The following is a 19,114-nucleotide window of genomic DNA, read 5'->3' on the forward strand; positions in this document are numbered from 1 at the left end:
GCGGCAACACGCGAGAAGCTGCTCGGGGAGGACGATCCGGCAGGAGCGCCGCCGCTCGAGTCGCCCCGATGTGTGGTGACGTCATCCCGTGCCGTCCACATGCGGGCGGGCCAGGCGGCGCAGCGGGGACGTCCTGTCCCACACGTGCCGGCGCGCACCGCACACCGGGTCCGTCGCGTACGTCACCTCGGCCGGGAAGCCGTCGGCCCTGACCCGCTCGGCCGACGGCTCGGCGAGACGCCTGCCGCAGCGGGGACAGTGGTCCGGGGTGCGCATGGGATACATGCCCATGGTTCTTCTCCCGCTTACGCCGGCGCCGACTGCGCGGACGCCGTCCACCCGCTCACCGCCACGGCGGCGGTGTCACACGCCAGGACCCGCCAGGCGCCGGGAGTCCAGGCGAAGACCGCGTCCTGCCTGAAGCGGCGTCCCAGGTCACGCGCCGCGGCATCGCTCAGGCCGACGACGGCGACGCTCTCCTCGCGATGCGTGCCGCACGCGTCGCCTCCCTCAGCGGGCCACCAGGTGAGACCACGGTGACGGACCTCGTCGAGCAGCAGGCGTTGAGCGTGGGCGTTGGCGTCGTCCGACGCGGTACGGCCACGGGGGTTCCAGGCGGTGATCACATGGACGGTGGCGCTGTCGGCCGGTACGGGGAAGAAACCCTCGGCCGTGCCCCGAGGGCGCGGCTCGACTCGAACGGCCCGGTCCTCGAACCGGATGTCGACGACTGCCGCCCGATAGAGATCCCAGTTGAGGGGTGTACCGGCTGCGTCGGGAGCGTGCACGAGGGCCTCCTGTGGAACGAAGACCCCCTTACACCTCGTGCAGGGAGATCGGTGCTCACCCCCACGGGAACATGGGGGCATAGGCCGCAACATTTCATGATCCGGGTCCTGAAGCAAGAGGGTTGTGAAGATATTGCGGAAGATCGGCGCGGGTGTTAGCTTCCCGTCCGGCCGTGTGATCCTGTGCCAAGCCCTGGTTTGCTGGGCGGCACCACTTCCGGCGCGAGACGCCCCGGGCGAGGTGACGGCCGATCCGCGTGAGGTGCGCGGGGAAAGCACAGATCACCGGGGTGCGGCAGCGCGCTACCGGGGTCCTTCGACTCCGGGAGGCTGCCCGACATGCCCGTACCCTCCGAGACAGAGCCAGGCCGCGCGGGCCTGCCGCTCATCGACCTCGCCGCCGCGCGGGAACTGTTCCGTACGGCCGAGTCGAGCGGCCTCGGCCGACCGGGGACCGACGAGGTCTTCGACCAATGGCTCAACGACTCCTACGACATCGCCTTCTACCGCAACGCGGACCGACCTCTGCAGGCGCGTGCGGTCGACACACGCGACGAGGTGTCCGAGTGGCTGAGCAACAGCCGTGTCGGACATGCACGGCTGGAGGCGGTCTGCCTCAACCCGTACCGGCCCGTCCCTCCTCCGCGTGAGGAGCCGGCCTGCGCGTCCGCGGAGGCCGAGGCGGTCGAGGAGACCGTGGAGGCCGAGGAGGCGCACGCCTGCACATGGAAGGGCATGCCCGGTCTCTGCTCGGACTGCGAGGGCGGCAATGAGCGCTACGCGACGGTGAGTGGACGTCGGGCCCATGCGGACGTCGATGACGACGGATTCGGCCTGGAAGACGGCGGCGGTGACGTCCCGGAAGAAGACAACGGTTACGTCCTGGAACTCATGGACGCCTGCGCCGGAGGGATGGGAGAGGGCCTGGCCCACGACCTGAGCGGCGGACTCCGGCAGGGCTTTCGCGCATCGTCGCTCCAGGGCCTCAACGTCCTCACCGAAGTCGCCCAGATGAAGCTGGACATGGAGAGGTGGGACACGGCCGGGCCATGGCGCCTCTCGTGGTCTTTCTGCGAAGGCGACATCACCGACCCCCTGGACGACACCGAGGACATTGATTCCTCCGGTGACGACCTGGACGGAGGATCAGGCGATGTCCATTACAGCGTCTCGGTCGAGAACGACGGCGACGCCCACATCGTTCAGGTCGTGGGGACGCGTTGGGGGGATCAGCACGTGTTCTACCGCGAGCCCGTGCCGGAACCCGACGGCGAGTCACAGGACACCGAAACCCTTGAAGGGCTCCGCAGCCTCCTGGAACGGGCGACCCGCCAGGTACATGACGAGGCCGGTTACGAGGTCAACGGCGAATGGACCGTGAACTGGTCGCGTTGCCACGTTCTTCTGGCTGAATGACACGGCAGCCGTAAAGCCCTTCACCAGGCGACAGCCAGCATTTACGCTGGTCAGAAGGTTGCTCTCGCATCACCCGTCCCGGTGGTGCGGTGTGACCGCAGGGAGGTGGCGGCCCCGGGGAGGGCTGCAGCGGACGGCAGGTCGTCGTCCGCGCGGATCGGTGACATGTGGGGGTGTGGTGGGCAACTCCGGGAACGGCCGGGTCGGCAAGCCGCCGGTGAAGATCGAGAACAAGCGAAGCAAGGCCGCGAAGCGGCTCTCCCCGCAGCAAGAGGAACTGCGGCGCCTGCGCGCACTGCGGGACCTGGAACGCGTCCGCGAGGCCGAACGGCGGCGCAACGGACTGGACGCCGCTCCGGTCAGAGCCGAGGAGCCGTCGGGCCCGTCCGCGCCCGGGTACGGGAAACCGCCCAGGCAGCGCACGAAGAAGACCTCGGCCGCCGCTCCGGTCAAGGCCTGGAAGTCGTCGGTCACTCCGGTCAAGGCCGAGAAGCCGTCGAACCCGGACGACGTCCGCACCGCCGGGACCGTCGGCGAAGACCTCCCCGTTCCGACTCGACAGGGCGGCTCCCCGCGCAGACCCGCAAGGACACGCCCTGCCGTTACTCGCCACTCCGTTTGTTCGCCCGTTCCAGGATCTGTTCCAGACGGGCTTGCAGCGCGTCGGCCGGCACGGCGTGCAACCCGCCGCGGGTGAGCTTGTAGGCCCAGGGGCCGGGGATGTCGGCGAGAGGCAGGATGTGCTCGTACAGCTCGCGGAAATGTGCGATGCGCCGACGCGTGGGGGTGTTGTTGTCGGTGAACACCAGATAGCGGGCAGAGTGCTCGAGGATGGCCCGGAGTTCGAGCGGGTTGCTCAGAATGGCCTTGTCGGCTCCTACACAGATGCGGCCGTCCGCAGTGGCATCGGCGATCCACTGCTGGTCCTGCACGGCTTCGGCGGGCGTGACGCCGTACAGGTCGCCGATGGTGAGAACGTCCGGGCACAGCTCTCGGGCCGCCTGAGCGAAGCTCTTGGCGTTCGTGCTCCGGTCCAGGAACAGGCGCAGCCCCCCGGCTTCGGTCATGCCACCTCGCGATCGATCCGTTCCTGTACCTCGGTGACCTGGTCCACCGGCAAGCCATAGTCGTCCGCGACGTCCGCCACCGGTTCCCCGGCACGAAGATCGCCGGCCACGACATACAGAGGCGTTCCGGTTGCGGTGAAGAACGGCCGTCCGAAGTTCACGCCCGGAAGCACGGACAGCTCGGCGACCTCGTACCCGGGGAGGTCGATCCTTCGGGCGTAACCGTCTCCCGGGCTTTCGCCTGGCTCGTCGTACTCGATCCGGGTGAGGAACCGGTCGATGACCTCGCGGAACACGTACTGCCCGTTCTTCAGGACGATCAGCTTGCGTGTCTCCCGCTTGTCCTCGCCACCGAGGTCGTCGCCGATCTCGTACAGGAGGTCCGCGCCCGCCACGTACAACCGACGGGAGGCCAGAGCGTGCTCGACTCCGATCCGCTCGCGGACCATCTCGAGCGCCGGCCGGATCTTCTGCAACGGCACCTCCGCGCGACGCAGCGCGGACAGGAACATGCCCTCGGCCAGTCCGATGAACGGGATGGACGGGCGAGGCGAGTGGGGCGAGCCCAGGTAGGTGATGAGGGGGGAACCGACCACCTGCGGACGGTCCCGGAAGGTGTTGCGATAGCCCCGCGCCCAGTTCCGGAAGGTGGAAGGTGCCATGTCCAGGTACCCGGCGGCTTCCGCCTGGGTGTACAGCGGCACGCTGAAGCGGACATCGTCCATCCGGTCGGTCACCGCCACCACCTCCGCCCCCAGTCTTTCAGCCGCGGGTGTCGGACGATATACGGACCTGACGCCGACTGTGCACGCTATCCACTATCGAGTGAGTTCCGGCTGTGGAGCTCCGGGCCCGCGGCGCCCTGGGTGCGTCGCCACGGATGCGGCACCCGAGAACGCCGACCCCCCGTCCGGCGTCCCGTCCCCGTCCGCACCGGTACAGCCAGGGCAGCCCGCACTCTGACTCTCGTCCACGGGTGTCGTCGGGGGTGGGGATCTCGCCAACTCCCTTGCTGTGGTGGCAGTTGACTCCCTAACATCACGTTCACCATCGCGAATCAAATAGTTGTTCGGGCGCGGCGGGGGGCCTGGTGTGACGTTGATGATGACGGTGGCGGCCGTCTGGGGTGTGCTGCAACTGTTCGCCGTTTCCTGGCCGACGCGTTCGGTGCGCCTGTCGACCGTGCTGCTGGCGCTCGTGGTGGGGGTGTACGGGTGCGGTGTGGCGACCGCGCTGGTGCAGCTCGCCTACACCCGCATCCACGCGGACCGGTCGGGGCAGTCGCTGGTCACGGTGGTGAACACCACCGGCTACACGGTGGCTCCCTGGGTGGAGGAGCTGATCAAGATCACCCCGCTGCTGCTGGCGGGGTGGAGCCTGAGGATTCGCCGCCAGTGGGGCCTGACCGACTTCGTCGTGCTGGGTGGGGCGCTGGGAGCCGGATTCGGGCTGCTGGAGGCGGTGCTCCGGTTCGGCCTGGACGCGGACCGGGCGCTTGTCCGCGGCGAGGGCTGGATCATCCCCGACAGCCTGTCCCCGCCCTATGTGCCGGGCGCGGGGCAGGTGTTCACGGCCTGGCTGCCCGCACCGTTCAGCCAACTGGACATGGCCGGACCTCCGGTCACGGAGACCTTCACGCACCTGGTGTGGACGGCCACGGCCGGATTCGGGGTGGGGCTGCTGTGGCGCACACGCGGGTGGGCGCGCCTGCTGTCGGTGCCGCCCATCGCGGCCGCCGCCGTCCACCACACGGTGAACAACTACGCGGGGCGGAAACCGGGCAGCCAGGCCACGCAGTGGCTCGAGTTCCTGGACGGGAAGGCATGGGCGGCGCCCCTCCTGTGTCTGGCCGTCGCCATGGCCGTCGACCTGCACCGACTCCACCGGGGCAAGCGCACCGTGCCGAGCGTACTGCTCGCTTCCGAACGCGCCGACGGCGACAGTCTGGCAGCCCTGCTGCGCTACGCGGCCTGGCGTCCGCCATGGAGCCTGCTGATCGTGCTGCGCTACGTCGGACTGCGGCGATCCCTGCTGTACGCCGCCGCGTCGGCGCCGCCCGACGACACCGAAGAACTCCGCCGCGTGGTCGCCGGGATCACCGCGCGGATGGACGCGTCGGACAACCAGCACGCCTGGCGGACGGTCGACATCCGTGCCTGGCGGAAGGCGGCCCGAAAGGCCCGCCGTGCCCGGGATCGGTGGCTCCTGCTCATCCCGTGCGTCCTCATGCTGCCGTCGCTGCTGTTCCTGGGCGTGGGCTCGTTCCCTTCCACGGCCGGCCTCCAGGAGTCCTTCACCACCGGTGCGGGGCCGAAGATCCTGATGGGCTTCGGCATCGCCGCCCTCGCCTGGATCGCCTATCAACTCACCATCCTGCTGCGGACCTGGCGGCCCGTGTCCGCCCAGCCCGTGGGGGAACTCCTGGCCGTCCACCGCTTCCGCCTCGGAACCGCACTGGGAGCGGCCACCACGGGGACGCTCCTGCTGTGGCGCGGGTTCGGGGAAGCGGGTCCCGACGGCAGGGCGATCCGAACACTGCATCTGCTCGACGCCCTGAACACCTTCCTGGTCTACCTCGGCTTCGCCCTCCTCCTGCTCTCCCTGCTCGCCCTGTTCCCTCCCGGAGGGCTCGCGCTCGCGGGAGGCGGAGTGGCCGGCGCCCTCACCGCCGAAGCCGCCCTCAGCGCCGGCGTCCTCGGTACGGCCGGAATCGTCCTCATGGGGCTGGGCTCCTCTCCTGGCTCTGCCTCCGGCGGGGACTACAACGCGTGGCCCAGGAGCAAACGCAAAGGGCGCACCAGACCCGAGCATCGTGCGGATGTCCGCGGTGACGAGGGCAAGAGCCTTGGAGGCAAGAGCAAGGCCCATACCATCGACAAGCATGTCGACAAGACCATTGACGGCATGCGCAGGCGTCTGCGTGAGGACCCAGGACTTGCCGCGGACTCACGCTACGTCGACGTCGATGCGGCACAACGCTTCACCGACAGGACTCTCGCCCTCGAAAAGAACCAGCGGAAGATATCGACCTGGCTCTCCAAGGGCGCGAAGGGGCCACTGCGCCTGGAGGCAAGGTTCGACGAAAACACGGGACTCCACCTCACCCGCTACGACTTCACTCATGGACAGCCGACGCAATGGGTGAGAGGGGCTCGTGTCATTCTCAAGGCCGATCCGTCGGCGCCGTCCGGATACCGCGTCCTCACCTCGTTCCCGCAGCCCTGACACGCACGCTTGGAGCACCTCATGAGTCAGGCACTTCCGCCAGGGCACCGATTCCATGAACTCGGCAACCTGCTCGCGGCCTACACGTACACCGGCTTCACGTTCTCCGACACCACGGAAGCCCCGGGCCCCGGCCTGGCCTCCTACCTCAGGATCGCCGCAGGGGACCCTGAGCGTGCCGCAGTTGCGATCCAGCAAATCGACGACCTGCTCTCCGTCGGACTCTTCTCCGAAGAGATCGCGGATGAGGTGGAATGCCTCCCTCACATCCGCCCTCCGATGGGGGCAAGCGTGGAGGACTGCCTGCGCATCGCAAGGGGCCACCTTCACCGGTTCCTGGAGGACCCGTCCCGAGTTCCCCCGGCGAACCCGCAGACCCCTTGGGAGTGGAACGAGCGATTCCCGGCCCTGAGTCAGTTGCTCGGCGCCTACTTCCACCGGGATTTCTCCTACCTCTACGATTCTCGCGACGAGGCTCTCGACGAGTACGCCAGCGAAACCGAACCGGAGGACCGTGCGCAAGCAGTGCAGGAGATCGGTGAACTCCTGACCACGGTGTCCTCGGATCAGGAACTCCACACCGCGGCTACAGCACTGGGACTCGACCTTCTGCCGCCGCAAGGGATGTCACTCCGGCAATGGCTGGAGTCGATCCGCCGAAGGATCGCTGCGGCATAGCGACGGGCGTACACCGGAGTGCCACCGAAGGGTACGGACCGCATCAGGTTCCAGGGTCTTGAGGACCGCGGAGTCCTCCCCGGACGCGGGAGCGCGGTCCAGTTCGTCGGTGATGCGCCGGTGGAGTTCGGTGAGCCGGGCCGTCGCCCGGTGGTGGTTGCTCAGCAGGTTCCGTGCGGTGACGAACAGCCAGCCGGTGCTCACCTCCTCGCCGCCGAGAGTGCGTTCCCACGCGATCCGGAAGACCTCGGCCGTCAGTTCCTCCGCCGTGCCGCGGTCACCGACGCGCCGGTGCACAAAGGCGGACACGCGCGGATGGTCACGGGCGTAGAAGGCCGTGAACCGTGCGGCGCGCTCCCGGTCGGTAGCAGTCTGGATGTCGTCCACACCCCGTACATGTCATGAGCCCGGCACTTCCTTACACCACACCCTCCGGTGCCGGCTGCCGCGTGCCGGCCGTTGTCGCTACGGTGGGGCGGCAGTCGGAGCGCGACGGGAAGCGGTGGGGATGAGAACGGACCTGGCTGAGCGGCGGCGGCAGGCCCGGCGGGAGCGCCGTGCGCGGGTCGAGAGGCTCGCCGGGACGATGTCGGCGCCGGAGGCGCCGCTGGTGTGGGGTGCCGGGTGGGGCGCAAGGGGGACGGCGGCGGTCTGGTGCGTCATGTTCGTGGCAGTGGCCGATCACCCGGCCGAGGCGGCCCTGGCGCATCCGCAGCCGGTTGCCTCGATCTTTGCGCTGTGGTGTTCGCTGGTCGTCGGCTGGATATGCAGCTGGCTGGCGCTGTGGCGGATCACCGCTGACCGGGACGGCGTGCACATACGCCGCCTGTGGTCCACGCGGTTCCTGTCGTGGTCGACGATCAGCCGTGTGGAGATGCGGCACGACGGGCAGCTGGAGTTCTTCGGCCCGGAGAAGGAGCCCATGGCCGGGCTGTTCTCGCCGCCCTGGCTGAGCCGCGTCCTCCGTCGTTCCGGCGGGAGAGGTCAGACGGCGGCCGACATGCTGTCCGCCATGGTCCGGCACAGCCGGCTGCGCCCCACCGCGCAGGCCGAACGTGCGCTGATCGGTTCAGGACTCGTCCGATGGGCGGTCGCCCTGGCCGTCGGGCTGTACGGCGCGGCCGCATTCCTGCACCGCTGACACCACCTGCCCGTGTCCACCTCTCCAGCACCCTCTCAGCAGTGAGGAATGCGAAGGCGAGCACGGCGATGCAGTGCGCGTCTTTCTCCTGGACCAGGAACTTCGCGTGGTCGGTCTGGGTCGGCAGCGCGTCGAAGGTCACCACCGCGCCGGTCAGGTCAAGCGGGTCCAGCAATGGCCGGAACGCGGTGATCTCGTTGCTCTTGGCATCGACCTCGCGCTGGGCCGGGGCGAACTCCGCCTGATGTGGCACCAGTCAGTACAGCGGCGTCTGCGGTATGTGGTGCTCCGGCCAGAAGGGGTCGTGCGGAGGCTGGGGCGGGTTGGCCCGGGCCTCCGCGGCGGCCTTCGCGAGGCGGCTCGGCCATTCCGCCGCCCACATCAGGGCGACCGTCCCGACGAGGGGCCAGAAGCCGTCGACGTGCAGCAGACCGGTGAGCCAGACGATGAGCCAGAGCACCAGCGCGTTGACCGACACGAGGATCAGCGACGCCACACCAGGCACGGGCAGCGTCAGGGTCAGCGAGAACCGCAGATGGAACAGGGCGGCGACGACGGCGAGCGTCAGCCACTGCGTGCCCGTCGCTTCCACGCCGTCCAGCCACACCACCGCGAGCGCCAGGCCCGCCAAGCACAAGAGGCAGTTGATCAGCGAACGCAGGGCCCCGGGGCGGCGGCGCTTCACCGGCACGGCGAGCACGAGCAGCAGCACCGTCTCCACGGCGGCGACGGCGAGTCCGGCGGTGACGAGGGCCTTGAGCCCACCGCCGAACTCAACGTCCAACCCCAGCCCGGCACCCAACTCCACCCCGGCCCACAACCCCGCAGGCCCCACCACTGTCAGGACGACGGCCGACAACACCATGCCCAGCCCGACAAGGACCGCATGCCTGCGCAGCGGCGCGAAGAACTCCCAGTCGGAGCCGCCCCAATCGGGCTCCTCCCCCATGCGCCGCTGATTCCGCACCACGGCCCGCCCGAGCATCCGCATCAGGGGCATGGGCACGAGCGTGACGACGGCGGTGAACACGGCAGCGAGGGCGACCACGGACCCCACCCGCTCGCCCACGGTGCCGCCAACCCGTAACTGGCCCACGACCTCGGAGGCCACCCACACCCCGACGGCCGCGCACCCCCACTTTCCGATGACCCGCCCCGTTGTCTTCATGGAGCCAGAATCCCGCCCGGAACGCCGCGGCGAAACCCCACCGGCACGGAGTCGCCGGTTCACCCGGCCGTGACCTCGACGACAGCTGCTACCGCTGGTGCCCGCTCCGCCGGCCCTCACGGCAGGCATGGCCACCGCAGCCGGCGCGCTCACTCGTTGCGCCGTCTGTACCGGCCGTTCCGGCGCCCGGTCCGGACACGGCCGACGGCTCCCGCCCTGCGAACAAGGGGGAGCCGTCCACAAGCGCCGTCGGGGGGTCAGGCGTGACGGTGGGAATGCCGGTTGCCGGCGATGAGGCGGTACAGGGCGAGCAGGATGAGGGAGCCGACGATCGCGGCGATCCAGGTGGAGAGCTCGAAGAACCCGTCGATGGAGTCGACGCCGAAGATCACCTTGCCGAGCCAGCCGCCGAGCAGCCCGCCGGCGATGCCGATCAGCATGGTGATGATGATGCCACCGGGGTCCTTGCCCGGCATGATGAACTTGGCGATGGCGCCGGCGAGCAGGCCGATGACGATCCACGCGATGATGCCCATTGCTGTCTCCGTCCCGTCGTAAAGACCGTGTCAGTTCCTCGTCTGTACCGTCCGCGCCCGAACAAACCTGTTCTTCGTCCCGCAACCCCGACCGCCCTTGAGCCGAGTGAAGTGGCGCGGCGTCGAATCGGGCCCCCACCGCGCTGCGGGCCGGCGGTGAACGTCCCCCACGCAAGGAGCAGCATGACCAAGCGGCACATTGGCACCGCCCTGGCAGCCGCAGGAGCACCACTGTCCCTGACCGGGGCCGTGCTGTACGTCCTGCCCGGACCCGGCCTCCCCGTCCTCGTCACCGGTTTGGCCACGCTCATCGCCGGCCTCTTCACACTCGCCCTGACCCGCCGTGACCGACCACGCCCACGACCCCGACAGGAACCCCACGACCGATGACCTGGCAGTGGATCGGCCTCGCCGTCTCCTCCCTCACCCTGCTGCCGGCGGGCGTCGCCCTGCTCACCGGCCACGTGCCCCAGCGGCTGCGCCCCCGCCTTGCCCCGATGCGCCTCCGCGGCCTTTGCCTCCTCGCCTTTTACACCGTCGCGCCGCTCAACGCCGTTCCCCGCCTAGCCGGCGCCTCACCTTCGATCACCCTGGCCGCCACCGGCCTGGGAATGCTGGTGGCGCTCGCGGTATGCATCACGATGACCGTCACCGCTCAGCGGACCGGGGAGACGGCCCGATGACCGGCCGCACACGCCGGCGGCGGCACGCCTGGTCGCTCACAGCCTGGTGGCTGCTGCTCACCCTGACGCTGTGGATCCTCGGGCAGGCCGTCGACCAGGTCGCCTCTCCTGCGGCCTGCGCCGCCTCCGCGGCGTTGCTGGCCGGCATCGGGGAGACCGGCGATTGGGTGCGTCGACGCTGGACGACACACCGTGGACAGGCAGGGGCGGCTTCGAAGAGGCCCCGTTCCCCGCACATGCGGGGGTGAGCCGCGCGCTCTCGTCGGTGGGAGGCCTCGCTCAGTGCGGTGTGTGTGCCTGCCGGGATTTCCGGCGCGTCACACCGGACGTCGTGCGGGCGCGGTCGCCACACGGCGGTGCCGTCCGCGCCCGCAGTCGGTTTCAGGATCCCTTGATCAGTTTCGTGACCTCGGGCGGCAGGTCTTCGGAGAAGTCGACGGCGACGAGGAGAACGTCGTCGGGCGCGTCGTCCACCGCGAGGGCGATGCGGGGATCCACTCCCTCGATCGCGTAGGCGACCGTCGAGTCCGGTGACGCCTGGTCGCTCCCGTCATCCGACGAGTCGTCGCAGGGCACGAAGACAGCCGGCCCCAGCTTCTTGCCGAGAGTGAATTCGGCGTTGGCCACGTCCGAGTACATACGCTCGTCGTACTCGACTCGGAACTCGCACGACGCTTCCGACCCGCCGTCGCTCGACGACGTGCAGGCGGCGGACAGCACGAGGGCGGCACCCGCCACCAGTGCCCTCACGAGGGCCTTCCGCCCGACCGGCAGTACGGCTTTCACCTGGATTACCTCCTCCCGGAGCGTTCGCCCCGGATCAGTGGACGCCGCGGAGGCCGAGGACATCGCCCTTGCCCGGGTCCTCGCCCTTGCCGAACACTCGATCGAGCTGCCGTGCCTCGTGAGGTTGCTGTGCGAACCACGGATGTCCTTCAGTCCGAAGACGTGTCCGGCCTCATGAACTCCGACGGAGCGGACGTCATATTCGTTCGAGGTCTCAGGACTGGTGGTTTCCGGAAATCACCGCGATCTTCCAGACGGAAGTATCGCCGACCACCTGGATCTTGAGGTGCTGGGCCTTCTTGTCCGCATGGATGACGCCCACGGTGGGGACCCCGCCACAAGCGACCGGATGGGCGTTGCTGCTGTTTCGGTTCAGGATCGACACCTTGCCCTTGCCCTCACACGCTGCGTAGACGGTGTAGGCACCTTCCTCCGAGGTGAATTCGGGCAGTTCCTGGTCCTTGTTGCCAGTGGTCTCGGCTACCAGGACCTGCGCGTTCCCGGGCAGGTCCAGGCCGGGTGACTGTGTGGCAGGTGTCCGTGTGGGCTGGTCCGAGGAAGCTGTCGGACCGGCAGAGACCGGACGCTTCGCCTCGGGCTCGTCGGAGCAGCCTCCAGCGAGGAACAACGTGGCCACGACGGCAACGGTCAGGGTAGAGCGACGCAATGGGGTCTCCCGAGAGTGAGGGCGGGGCGCCCGGCCCTGTGTCAGGGCCGGGCGCGGGGGCCAGCTGACACGCCAGCCTTCGCGGTAGGGGGCCCAAACGGTCATGTTCTGCTTGTTGGCCTTCTGACAGGCGCTGCCACGGTAGTACTTGCAACGCCCACAACTCGTCGTCCACGATCCCCGGTCGAGTACCCACACCATCACGAACGGCCGAATCGGCACACCGGTCACGCCCGGCCAGCACACTTCAGCAAGATCGCGTTACGAGCTCGTTGCACAGGAGAGAGACACCGAAGACGGCGACAAGACGTGCGGTCTTTTCCAAGGTGCACCGCGAGCAGATGAAGGGAACACCCGACTCAAACCGGACGAGCTGCATGCTGCCACGAGGCGGGTGGGTCTTGATGCCCCTCTTGCCGAGAAACTCTTCACCGACGTTCATGTCCGCCCATCCCCTGGAGGCCCTGCCGTCCCGATTCTCCCTCAGCCTCCCTCAGTCACGGCAGGGGCCGAAGACGAGTACGGCTCAGGTCTGCGGATACGCCGGCACGATGTGCTCGACCAAGCGCCACATTGCGGTTGACGGGTTCCTCTTGTGCTCCTCACCCGGCTTCGCCAGCGCCCGCGCCCGTTCCACTGCCTGTGGCCAGGCCTCCCGGTAAAGGTCGAAGGCGAACCTGTCCGCGGCCTTGCTGTACCCGCGGTGGTGGGGGACGAGGTGCCGCTCGGCCTGCCGGAAGCCGTCGACCGGGGCGCGGTGGTCGCGGAAGTGGAGCAGCAGCCACAGCTCGAAGCACGGGTTCGACAGGGCGACGTCGATGCCCTCACTGTGGGCCAGCCGCAGCGCCTCGTCGAGATGCGCGAAGTCATCCACGTCCAGGACGCACCAGGCGTGGGAATAGTGGTCGCCCGCGCGCCTGCGCTCGCCCGCCGCGTGCCGGACCACGGATACCGGATCCTGCGGACAGACCTTGACCCGGACATCCACGGCACGATTGTCGACCGCTCTCAAAAGGCCTCTGAGGTAAGCCGGTTCGGTATTCCTCGCCCCGCACACCACCAGGATCGTCGGTAACGAATCCCGGTACGCCGGCCTGCGGCGCAGCGTGGACTCACGCCTCGGAGCCCTCCGGCCGTCCCGCTTCGGATCCCTCGCCACCCGTTTCCCCCCGCCCGGCGATCGCCAGCGTGAACGTGTCGTCGATCATGGGCACCGCGCCGTAGCTCCCACTCAGATAGCGCCGTTCCCGGTTCTCTTCCTGGCGCGGCCGGAAGTCGGACAGCGGATACAGCGAGCTCTCTCCGAACTCGTTCTTCGTCACGAACCAGATCTGGTCCCGCTTCAGAATGTCCTCCCCGGCCCTACGGCCCAGCAGGCTCACGTCATGACTGGTGAACAGCAATTGAGCGCCCCTCGGGTTGCGCTCCGGGTCCTGGAAGAGACCGACCAGAAACGAGCTGAGCCGCGGGTGCAGGCTGCTGCCCAGCTCGTCCACCACCAGGGTGCCACCGCGACGGGCCACCCCCTCCAGCGTGAACGCGTACTCCACCAGCGCCTGCGTACCGGCGGACTCCGCGTCCAGCGGCACCTCGAACGGACCGTTCCTACCGGTGTGCCTCAACAGCAGCTCGTGGCGTGTCCGTCGGTGGGGCCTCGGCATGTCGAAGAGCGTGTCCTTTTCGGCACCCCGGGGGACGGACCGCGACGAGTACAGCTCCTCCTCGACCGTCTCCACGCGGAAATCCTCGATACCGAGGTCCGCGACGCGCAGCAGATCCCGTAGATGGGCGGGCTCTCCCTGTCGGTCCAGCCGACGTGCGAGGTTCCTGAGCATCAGCGCGCGGTGCATCGGCCCATTCGTCAAGGAGCCGCCAAACACCAGGTCGCTCCGGAACCACCTGTACACCGGGTAGACGACGTCCGTGACCCTCTTCGATCGGGCGGCCACCGAAAGGAACAGCGCATTGGGAGCCGTCACGTCGGCGACCGTGTGCAGTTCCTTGTGCCGGTCCTGCGAACTGCCGACACGGAAGTCGTCCCCGGTCCGCTCGAACACCACCCGCCTGCGTCCCTCCGGGTAGGTGTACAACCACTCGCCGACGACACACTCGTCGTCCACCTCGAAGCCGTACACGTACCTGATCCCGCGCACCAGGAGGTCGGCGACGTACCAGGACGAGTCCGTCTCCCGGACGTCTGAAAGGAACGGCTGTCTGCTCACGCCCTCGCCGTCCTCCGCCAGGAGATGCGAGCGGTTCACCATCTCCGCCATGTAGCGCAGCGCGTCGACGATGTTCGATTTACCGGCCGCGTTCGAACCGAAGATGCCCGCGACCGGTACCGCCTCCCATGCGGTGCCCGGCGGCCGGTCCCCCTCGTACACCGGTTGAAGCTGCCACTCCAGCTCCTCGCGGATCGAGCGGTGATTGGCCACCCTGAAGTTCAGAAGCATGAGCACCCCCTCCCGCAGCTAGTTTCACCGGGCTTTGTGCAAGTGAATCGCCGGTGGAGGGGGTTGGCAAGAAAAATCGCGCAATCAGGTACCGGAACAAGCCGTACGGGTGTCGTTCCGTCAGGGCACCGGTGGTGCGGACCGGAGGTCCTTGACGAAGAGGCTGTCCAGCACCTCCCACTCGCTGGCCCGGTCCACCACCTCCACGGTGCGACCGTCCAGCACGGGTGTGGCACGCGGGTCCTCCGCCGGCAGCAGCAGCCACAGGCCGTGCGGGACGTCGGCCGGCCGTCTGGCCGCCTGCTGGAGAGCGGCCAGGAGTTCGCGGCCGCCGGCCTCCCAGTAGCGGGCGATCAGACCGGCCTCGTGGGCGAGCAGGACCGTGCGCGGACCCGAGCGTTCCGCGAGGTCCACCACCCGCCGCCGGACCCGTTCGGCCGCCGACCGCGTGTACGAGGCGAGCGCCGCGCCCAGCAGACCGGTCACCGTGAACTTGGCGTCCGCCTTCAACAGGGCCTGCCGGCGCACGGACTGCTCCTCGGCCAGCTCCTTCAGCGCGTCCAGGAACAGGGTGTTCAGCGGGACACCGGTCACCTCGAACCGCTCCGCCAACGCCCGCGCGGTCCCCGGCAGCTCGGCACCCTTCAAGGTCAGGGCCACGAAACCGCCCCGGCGGCGGGCCTCACCCAGCCGCGCGGACAGCACCTCCCGCGGATCCCTGCCCTCGGCGATACGGCCCTGCGCGGCGGCGTAGAGCGAACCGGTACTCGGCAGGACCGAGGAGGACAACCCCAGCCGACTGCCCGGCGGCTCTGCCGACTCCACCCTCAGCCCTGGACGGTGCCGGTGCCGGTGCCGCTGCAACTGCCACCCGCCCAGGCCGTGGCAGCCTGGGCGGTCATGGCGGTCATGGCGGTCCGGCCGGTCGGAGTGGTCCGACCGGTCATGGTGGTCCGCTACTGAGGTCCGTACTTGCGGCCCGTCCGTGAGGAGAAGCCGCCCAGGAGACCGCGCGGCACCAGCTTCGCCGCTCCCATCAGGGTCTTGTAGCGCACGTCCGGGATCGACACCGACTTGCCGCGGGCCAGGTCCGCGAGAGCAGCCTCGGCCACCTTGTCCGCGTCCAGCCACATCCAGTTCGGGATGTTGTCCGTCCCCATCCCCGCCCGCTCATGGAACTCGGTGCGTACGAAGCCGGGGCACAGCGCCATCAGCCGTACGCCGCTGCCCGCCAGGTCCTGTGCCGCACCCTGGGTGAACTGCACGACCCACGCCTTGGACGCCCCGTAAGTGCCGCGCGGTACGAACGCCGCGGTCGAGGCGACGTTCACGACGCCTCCGCGCCCGCGCTCCCGCATCGCCTCCACCGCCGCCGTCGTCAGCCGGAGCACCGCCTCGCAGTGCACCTTGAGCATCCTCAGCTCGTCCGCCATGGGGACCTCGAGGTACCGGCCCTTGTTGCCGAAGCCCGCGTTGTTGATCAGCAGGTCGACGGGGTTCTTACGATCACCCAGCCGCTCGGTCACCGTCTCGATGCCCTTGTCCTCGGACAGGTCGGCCGTCAGCACCTCCGCCTCGATGCCATGGCGGTCGTGGAGCTCGGTCGCCTGCTCCCGGAGTCTGCCGATGTCGCGGGCCACCAGCACCAGGTCATGCCCGTCGGCCGCCAGCCGCCGCGCGAACGCGGCACCGATCCCGGCCGTCGATCCCGTAATCAGAGCGGTTGTCATGGCGCAAGACTAGTTACCCGGAGTCGGGGCGTCCGGTCGGGATCACCGTCCCGGCCGGTGCACTGAAGCCCGGCCGGATCAGTCGCTCCCGCGCCCGCCCCTCAACCCGCCCCACCCTTCCACCCGTTTCCGTCTCCGTTTCCGTCTCCGTCTCCGTTTCCGTCCCATGCCCGGCATGGCCCGGCGGGGTACCGGCCGGACTGACGGACTGTCGGACTGCCGGTCAAGAGCAGGTGCTCGGTGCTCACGGGACGGCCCTGCAGGCCGTGGCCGGTGAGCGGCGACCGGCCGTCAGGGGCCCTGGACTGCCCCGGACTTCTCCCCGAGGCTTTCCTCGTACTTCTCCTTGTACTTCCGTGCCCTCGCCAGTGCCTCCGGGTGGAGAGCGTCGCCCGCCGCGAGCAGCAGCGGCAGCAGCGTCTGCTCGGTCGTCACCGCCCGGAACTGCAGAGCGACCGTCACCTCGTGATCCGGTCGGTGCACGATCCGTATCGCGTCGCCCGCCCGGATCTCACCGGGCCGGACCACCCGCAGATACGCGCCCGGCGCGCCCCGCCGCGTGAACCGCTTCACCCAGCCCTTCTCACCCAGATGGCCCTGGAAGGTGCGGCAGGGAATGCGACCGGAGGTGACCTCCAGCACCACCTCGGACCCGATGGCCCATCGTTCACCGATCCGGGCGCCGGACAGGTCGATCCCCTCGGTGGTGAGGTTCTCCCCGAACGAGCCGTTCGGCAGTGTGCGCCCCAGCACGCCTTCCCACTCGTCGAGGTCCTCGCGGGCCATCGCGTACACCGCCTGGTCGTCGCCCCCGTGGTGCCGCGTGTCGCACACCGCGTCCCCGGCCAGTCCGCTCGCGCCGAACCCCTCCGACCCCGGCGCCGCCACCCGCACCGGTCCGTCCACCGGCCGCTTGCCGATGCCGGTCAGGCCCTCGGGCTGGTCCGTGTACGGAACGGCCTCGGGGCGACCCAGGTTCACAGACAGAAGTTTCATGGGGCGCACCGTAAGCGATGCGTATTCAAAGCGTCGAAGCGATATTCGGTGCCGCGTCAAAGGGCGGCTTATTCTTGGGGCGTGATCGAGGCCCGTCATCTCCGAGTACTGCGCGCCGTGGCCACCGCCGGTTCGTTCTCCGCGGCGGCCAGGGAACTGGGCTGCACCCAGCCCGCCGTCAGTCAGCAGATGAAGGCGCTGGAGGCGTCCGTCGGCACGCCCCTGCTCGTCCGCACCGGACGGGAGATGCGCATGACGCAGGCCGGGGACGCGCTGGTGCGCCATGCCGCAGGCATCCTCGCCGGGCTGACGGCCGCCGAGGAGGAGGTCGCCGCGATCGCCGGGCTGCGGGCGGGGCGGGTGCGGCTCGTGTCCTTTCCCAGCGGCAGCTCGACGCTCGTCCCGACAGCCCTCGCCGCGCTCCGCGAAGCCCACCCGGGCACCCGCGTCTCCCTGGAGGAGGCCGAACCGCCCCGGTCCGTCGAGATGCTGCGGGAGGGCGACTGCGACGTGGCCCTCGCCTTCCGCTACGAAGGGGCGGCGGGCGCGGAGGAGTGGGACGACCTCGTCGTGCGGCCGCTCCTCACGGACCGGCTCGTGGGGCTCCTGCCCGAGCGGCACCCGCTGGCGCACATGGACTCCCTGGCCATAGGGGAACTCGCCGAAGAACCGTGGATCGCCGGCTGTCCGCGCTGCCGGGGGCAGCTGATAGAGGTGTGCGAGACGGCCGGTTTCACCCCCCGCATCGACTTCGCGACCGACGACTACCCCGCTGTGGCCGGCCTGGTCGGCGCGGGGCTCGGGGTGGCCGTTCTGCCTCAGCTGGCCATCGAGTCCGTACGGCCCAGGGGTGTGCGCACTGTCGCGCTGGAGCCCGCGGTGCGGCGGGAGATCGTCGCCCTGACCCTCCCCGACCTCGCCCAGGTGCCCGCGGTCGGCGCGACCCTCGACCAGCTGGCGCGCGCGGGCGGCCGTTAGCCGGGACCCGGCACTCAAGGGAGCCGGTCTCTCCCGTCCCGCCCCTTCTCGGATCCGGGGTTCGGTCGCCGTCTTCTCTCCTCCGTCGCCCTGTGGGGACAGAACGCCGGGTACCCCCGCGAAAAGCCAAAAGGGCACACGTGTGCGCCCGATGTGAAGAAACGTTCCTTCAGTTGTTCGAAGCGGCGTGCTCGCCGACCGACGCGACCGATGAAGCAACCGACGACACCGCCGACGCCGTCGGCGAACCCGGTGCCGATGTCGCTGCCGGTGCCGACACCAGCCGGTGGCGCGCCCGACCCATCAGTTCTTCGCGCTCGTCCTCGGTCAGTCCGCCCCACACGCCGTACGGCTCGCGCACGGCCAAGGCGTGGGCGGCGCACTCGGCGCGTACCGGGCACCTCATGCAGACCTCTTTGGCCGAGTTCTCGCGAGCACTTCGTGCCGCACCGCGCTCACCCTCGGGGTGGAAGAAGAGCGAGCTGTCCACCCCGCGGCACGCGGCCAGGAGCTGCCAGTCCCACAGGTCCGCGTTCGGTCCTGGAAGGCGGGAGAAATCTGCCATTGCGTGACCCCTAGTAGCCGTTCTGGGCGGATCCGGTGTCCACGACCGTACAACTACGATCCAAGTAGATGAAAATATGACTCATTGCGAATCTAGCCTCAGACACCAGTAAATGGGAAGAAAAGGGGCCGAACGGGGCACGGGTTGTGATGAAAGTTCGAGGGTCTCCGCGCGTGTCTGCGCCGTATTCGTCCCCTCACGTAGAGTGCCGAAGACGGCAGACGGCCCCGTAACTCT

Annotated in this window: 23 protein-coding genes; 8 read left to right on the forward strand and 15 right to left on the reverse strand. The window is 69.2% G+C overall.

Annotated features, from left to right (window positions below; translation table 11 throughout):
- Positions 1–81 precede the first annotated feature (81 nt).
- Both V4Y04_RS22475 and V4Y04_RS22480 read right to left on the reverse strand, forming a co-directional pair.
- Positions 82–291: a hypothetical protein gene (locus tag V4Y04_RS22475; protein WP_332430122.1), complete on the reverse strand. Its 210-nt coding sequence runs from the start codon at positions 289–291 to the stop codon at positions 82–84.
- Positions 292–305: 14 nt separating this feature from the next.
- Entirely contained in the window at positions 306–788 is a 483-nt protein-coding gene (locus tag V4Y04_RS22480; protein WP_332430123.1) for a DUF3293 domain-containing protein, read from the reverse strand.
- A 339-nt stretch (positions 789–1,127) separates the two neighbouring features.
- On the opposite strand from V4Y04_RS22480, the gene V4Y04_RS22485 reads away from it, so the two are divergent.
- On the forward strand, positions 1,128–2,204 hold the full coding sequence (locus tag V4Y04_RS22485; RefSeq protein ID WP_332430124.1) for a hypothetical protein: 1,077 nt from the start codon (positions 1,128–1,130) through the stop codon (positions 2,202–2,204).
- A gap of 602 nt (positions 2,205–2,806) precedes the next feature.
- Here V4Y04_RS22485 and V4Y04_RS22490 read toward each other — a convergent pair.
- Together V4Y04_RS22490 and V4Y04_RS22495 are read right to left on the reverse strand one after the other, a co-directional pair.
- The gene (locus V4Y04_RS22490) at positions 2,807–3,271 is read right to left on the reverse strand and encodes a hypothetical protein (protein WP_332430125.1); all 465 of its coding nucleotides are present in this window, start codon (positions 3,269–3,271) and stop codon (positions 2,807–2,809) included.
- Positions 3,268–4,008: a DUF433 domain-containing protein gene (locus V4Y04_RS22495; RefSeq protein ID WP_332430126.1), complete on the reverse strand. Its 741-nt coding sequence runs from the start codon at positions 4,006–4,008 to the stop codon at positions 3,268–3,270. The genes V4Y04_RS22490 and V4Y04_RS22495 overlap by 4 nt, the downstream gene beginning before the upstream one ends.
- A 364-nt stretch (positions 4,009–4,372) precedes the next feature.
- Between V4Y04_RS22495 and V4Y04_RS22500 the strand changes: the two genes are divergently transcribed.
- Both V4Y04_RS22500 and V4Y04_RS22505 read left to right on the forward strand, forming a co-directional pair.
- Positions 4,373–6,496, forward strand: a complete 2,124-nt coding sequence (locus V4Y04_RS22500) for an RNase A-like domain-containing protein (RefSeq protein ID WP_332432958.1) — start codon at positions 4,373–4,375, stop codon at positions 6,494–6,496.
- Positions 6,497–6,517: 21 nt separating this feature from the next.
- Positions 6,518–7,174, forward strand: coding sequence for a contact-dependent growth inhibition system immunity protein (locus V4Y04_RS22505; protein WP_332430127.1), 657 nt, complete (start codon positions 6,518–6,520; stop codon positions 7,172–7,174).
- Here the strand turns inward: V4Y04_RS22505 and V4Y04_RS22510 are convergent.
- The gene (locus V4Y04_RS22510) at positions 7,124–7,561 is read right to left on the reverse strand and encodes an RNA polymerase sigma factor (RefSeq protein ID WP_332430128.1); all 438 of its coding nucleotides are present in this window, start codon (positions 7,559–7,561) and stop codon (positions 7,124–7,126) included. The two genes, V4Y04_RS22505 and V4Y04_RS22510, sit on opposite strands and share 51 nt — an antisense overlap.
- A gap of 121 nt (positions 7,562–7,682) precedes the next feature.
- Between V4Y04_RS22510 and V4Y04_RS22515 the strand changes: the two genes are divergently transcribed.
- Positions 7,683–8,315 carry a hypothetical protein gene (locus tag V4Y04_RS22515; protein ID WP_332433156.1) on the forward strand — a complete coding sequence of 211 codons (633 nt, stop codon included), beginning with the start codon at positions 7,683–7,685 and terminating at the stop codon, positions 8,313–8,315.
- 256 nt (positions 8,316–8,571) lie between these two features.
- On the opposite strand, the gene V4Y04_RS22525 is transcribed toward V4Y04_RS22515, so the two are convergent.
- Both V4Y04_RS22525 and V4Y04_RS22530 read right to left on the reverse strand, forming a co-directional pair.
- On the reverse strand, positions 8,572–9,483 hold the full coding sequence (locus tag V4Y04_RS22525) for a hypothetical protein (protein WP_332430129.1): 912 nt from the start codon (positions 9,481–9,483) through the stop codon (positions 8,572–8,574).
- A 257-nt stretch (positions 9,484–9,740) separates the two neighbouring features.
- Entirely contained in the window at positions 9,741–10,019 is a 279-nt protein-coding gene (locus V4Y04_RS22530) for a GlsB/YeaQ/YmgE family stress response membrane protein (protein WP_332430130.1), read from the reverse strand.
- A 183-nt stretch (positions 10,020–10,202) separates the two neighbouring features.
- On the opposite strand from V4Y04_RS22530, the gene V4Y04_RS22535 reads away from it, so the two are divergent.
- The 3 genes from V4Y04_RS22535 to V4Y04_RS22545 are packed head-to-tail and all read left to right on the forward strand — an operon-like array spanning position 10,203 to position 10,950.
- Complete coding sequence (locus V4Y04_RS22535; protein WP_332430131.1) at positions 10,203–10,409, forward strand: hypothetical protein; 207 nt, start codon at positions 10,203–10,205, stop codon at positions 10,407–10,409.
- Positions 10,406–10,702, forward strand: a complete 297-nt coding sequence (locus V4Y04_RS22540) for a hypothetical protein (protein ID WP_332430132.1) — start codon at positions 10,406–10,408, stop codon at positions 10,700–10,702. The genes V4Y04_RS22535 and V4Y04_RS22540 overlap by 4 nt, the downstream gene beginning before the upstream one ends.
- Complete coding sequence (locus tag V4Y04_RS22545) at positions 10,699–10,950, forward strand: hypothetical protein (RefSeq protein WP_332430133.1); 252 nt, start codon at positions 10,699–10,701, stop codon at positions 10,948–10,950. The genes V4Y04_RS22540 and V4Y04_RS22545 overlap by 4 nt, the downstream gene beginning before the upstream one ends.
- A gap of 133 nt (positions 10,951–11,083) precedes the next feature.
- Here the strand turns inward: V4Y04_RS22545 and V4Y04_RS22550 are convergent, their stop codons facing one another.
- From V4Y04_RS22550 to V4Y04_RS22580, 7 genes are all read right to left on the reverse strand, one after another.
- Positions 11,084–11,488, reverse strand: a complete 405-nt coding sequence (locus V4Y04_RS22550; protein ID WP_332430134.1) for a DUF6281 family protein — start codon at positions 11,486–11,488, stop codon at positions 11,084–11,086.
- A 214-nt stretch (positions 11,489–11,702) separates the two neighbouring features.
- Complete coding sequence (locus V4Y04_RS22555) at positions 11,703–12,125, reverse strand: hypothetical protein (RefSeq protein WP_332430135.1); 423 nt, start codon at positions 12,123–12,125, stop codon at positions 11,703–11,705.
- A 556-nt stretch (positions 12,126–12,681) separates the two neighbouring features.
- The gene (locus V4Y04_RS22560; protein WP_332430136.1) at positions 12,682–13,314 is read right to left on the reverse strand and encodes an RloB family protein; all 633 of its coding nucleotides are present in this window, start codon (positions 13,312–13,314) and stop codon (positions 12,682–12,684) included.
- Positions 13,268–14,608: an AAA family ATPase gene (locus tag V4Y04_RS22565; protein WP_332430137.1), complete on the reverse strand. Its 1,341-nt coding sequence runs from the start codon at positions 14,606–14,608 to the stop codon at positions 13,268–13,270. Before V4Y04_RS22565 ends, V4Y04_RS22560 begins: the two co-directional genes overlap by 47 nt.
- 120 nt (positions 14,609–14,728) lie before the next feature.
- Positions 14,729–15,433, reverse strand: a complete 705-nt coding sequence (locus tag V4Y04_RS22570; RefSeq protein WP_332430138.1) for a hypothetical protein — start codon at positions 15,431–15,433, stop codon at positions 14,729–14,731.
- Positions 15,434–15,564: 131 nt separating this feature from the next.
- Positions 15,565–16,338 carry an SDR family NAD(P)-dependent oxidoreductase gene (locus V4Y04_RS22575; RefSeq protein ID WP_332430139.1) on the reverse strand — a complete coding sequence of 258 codons (774 nt, stop codon included), beginning with the start codon at positions 16,336–16,338 and terminating at the stop codon, positions 15,565–15,567.
- A 291-nt stretch (positions 16,339–16,629) separates the two neighbouring features.
- Positions 16,630–17,334 (reverse strand): MOSC domain-containing protein, encoded by a 705-nt coding sequence (locus V4Y04_RS22580; protein ID WP_332430140.1) that lies wholly within the window; start codon positions 17,332–17,334, stop codon positions 16,630–16,632.
- 81 nt (positions 17,335–17,415) lie between these two features.
- Between V4Y04_RS22580 and V4Y04_RS22585 the strand changes: the two genes are divergently transcribed.
- A complete protein-coding gene (locus tag V4Y04_RS22585; protein ID WP_332430141.1) occupies positions 17,416–18,312 on the forward strand; it encodes a LysR family transcriptional regulator in 897 nt (298 codons plus the stop codon).
- Positions 18,313–18,481: 169 nt separating this feature from the next.
- Here V4Y04_RS22585 and V4Y04_RS22590 read toward each other — a convergent pair whose 3' ends face one another.
- On the reverse strand, positions 18,482–18,877 hold the full coding sequence (locus V4Y04_RS22590) for a WhiB family transcriptional regulator (RefSeq protein WP_332430142.1): 396 nt from the start codon (positions 18,875–18,877) through the stop codon (positions 18,482–18,484).
- Positions 18,878–19,114 lie beyond the last annotated feature (237 nt).

The sequence above is a fragment of the Streptomyces sp. P9-A2 genome (assembly GCF_036634175.1).
GTDB classification, from domain to species: domain Bacteria; phylum Actinomycetota; class Actinomycetes; order Streptomycetales; family Streptomycetaceae; genus Streptomyces; species Streptomyces pratens.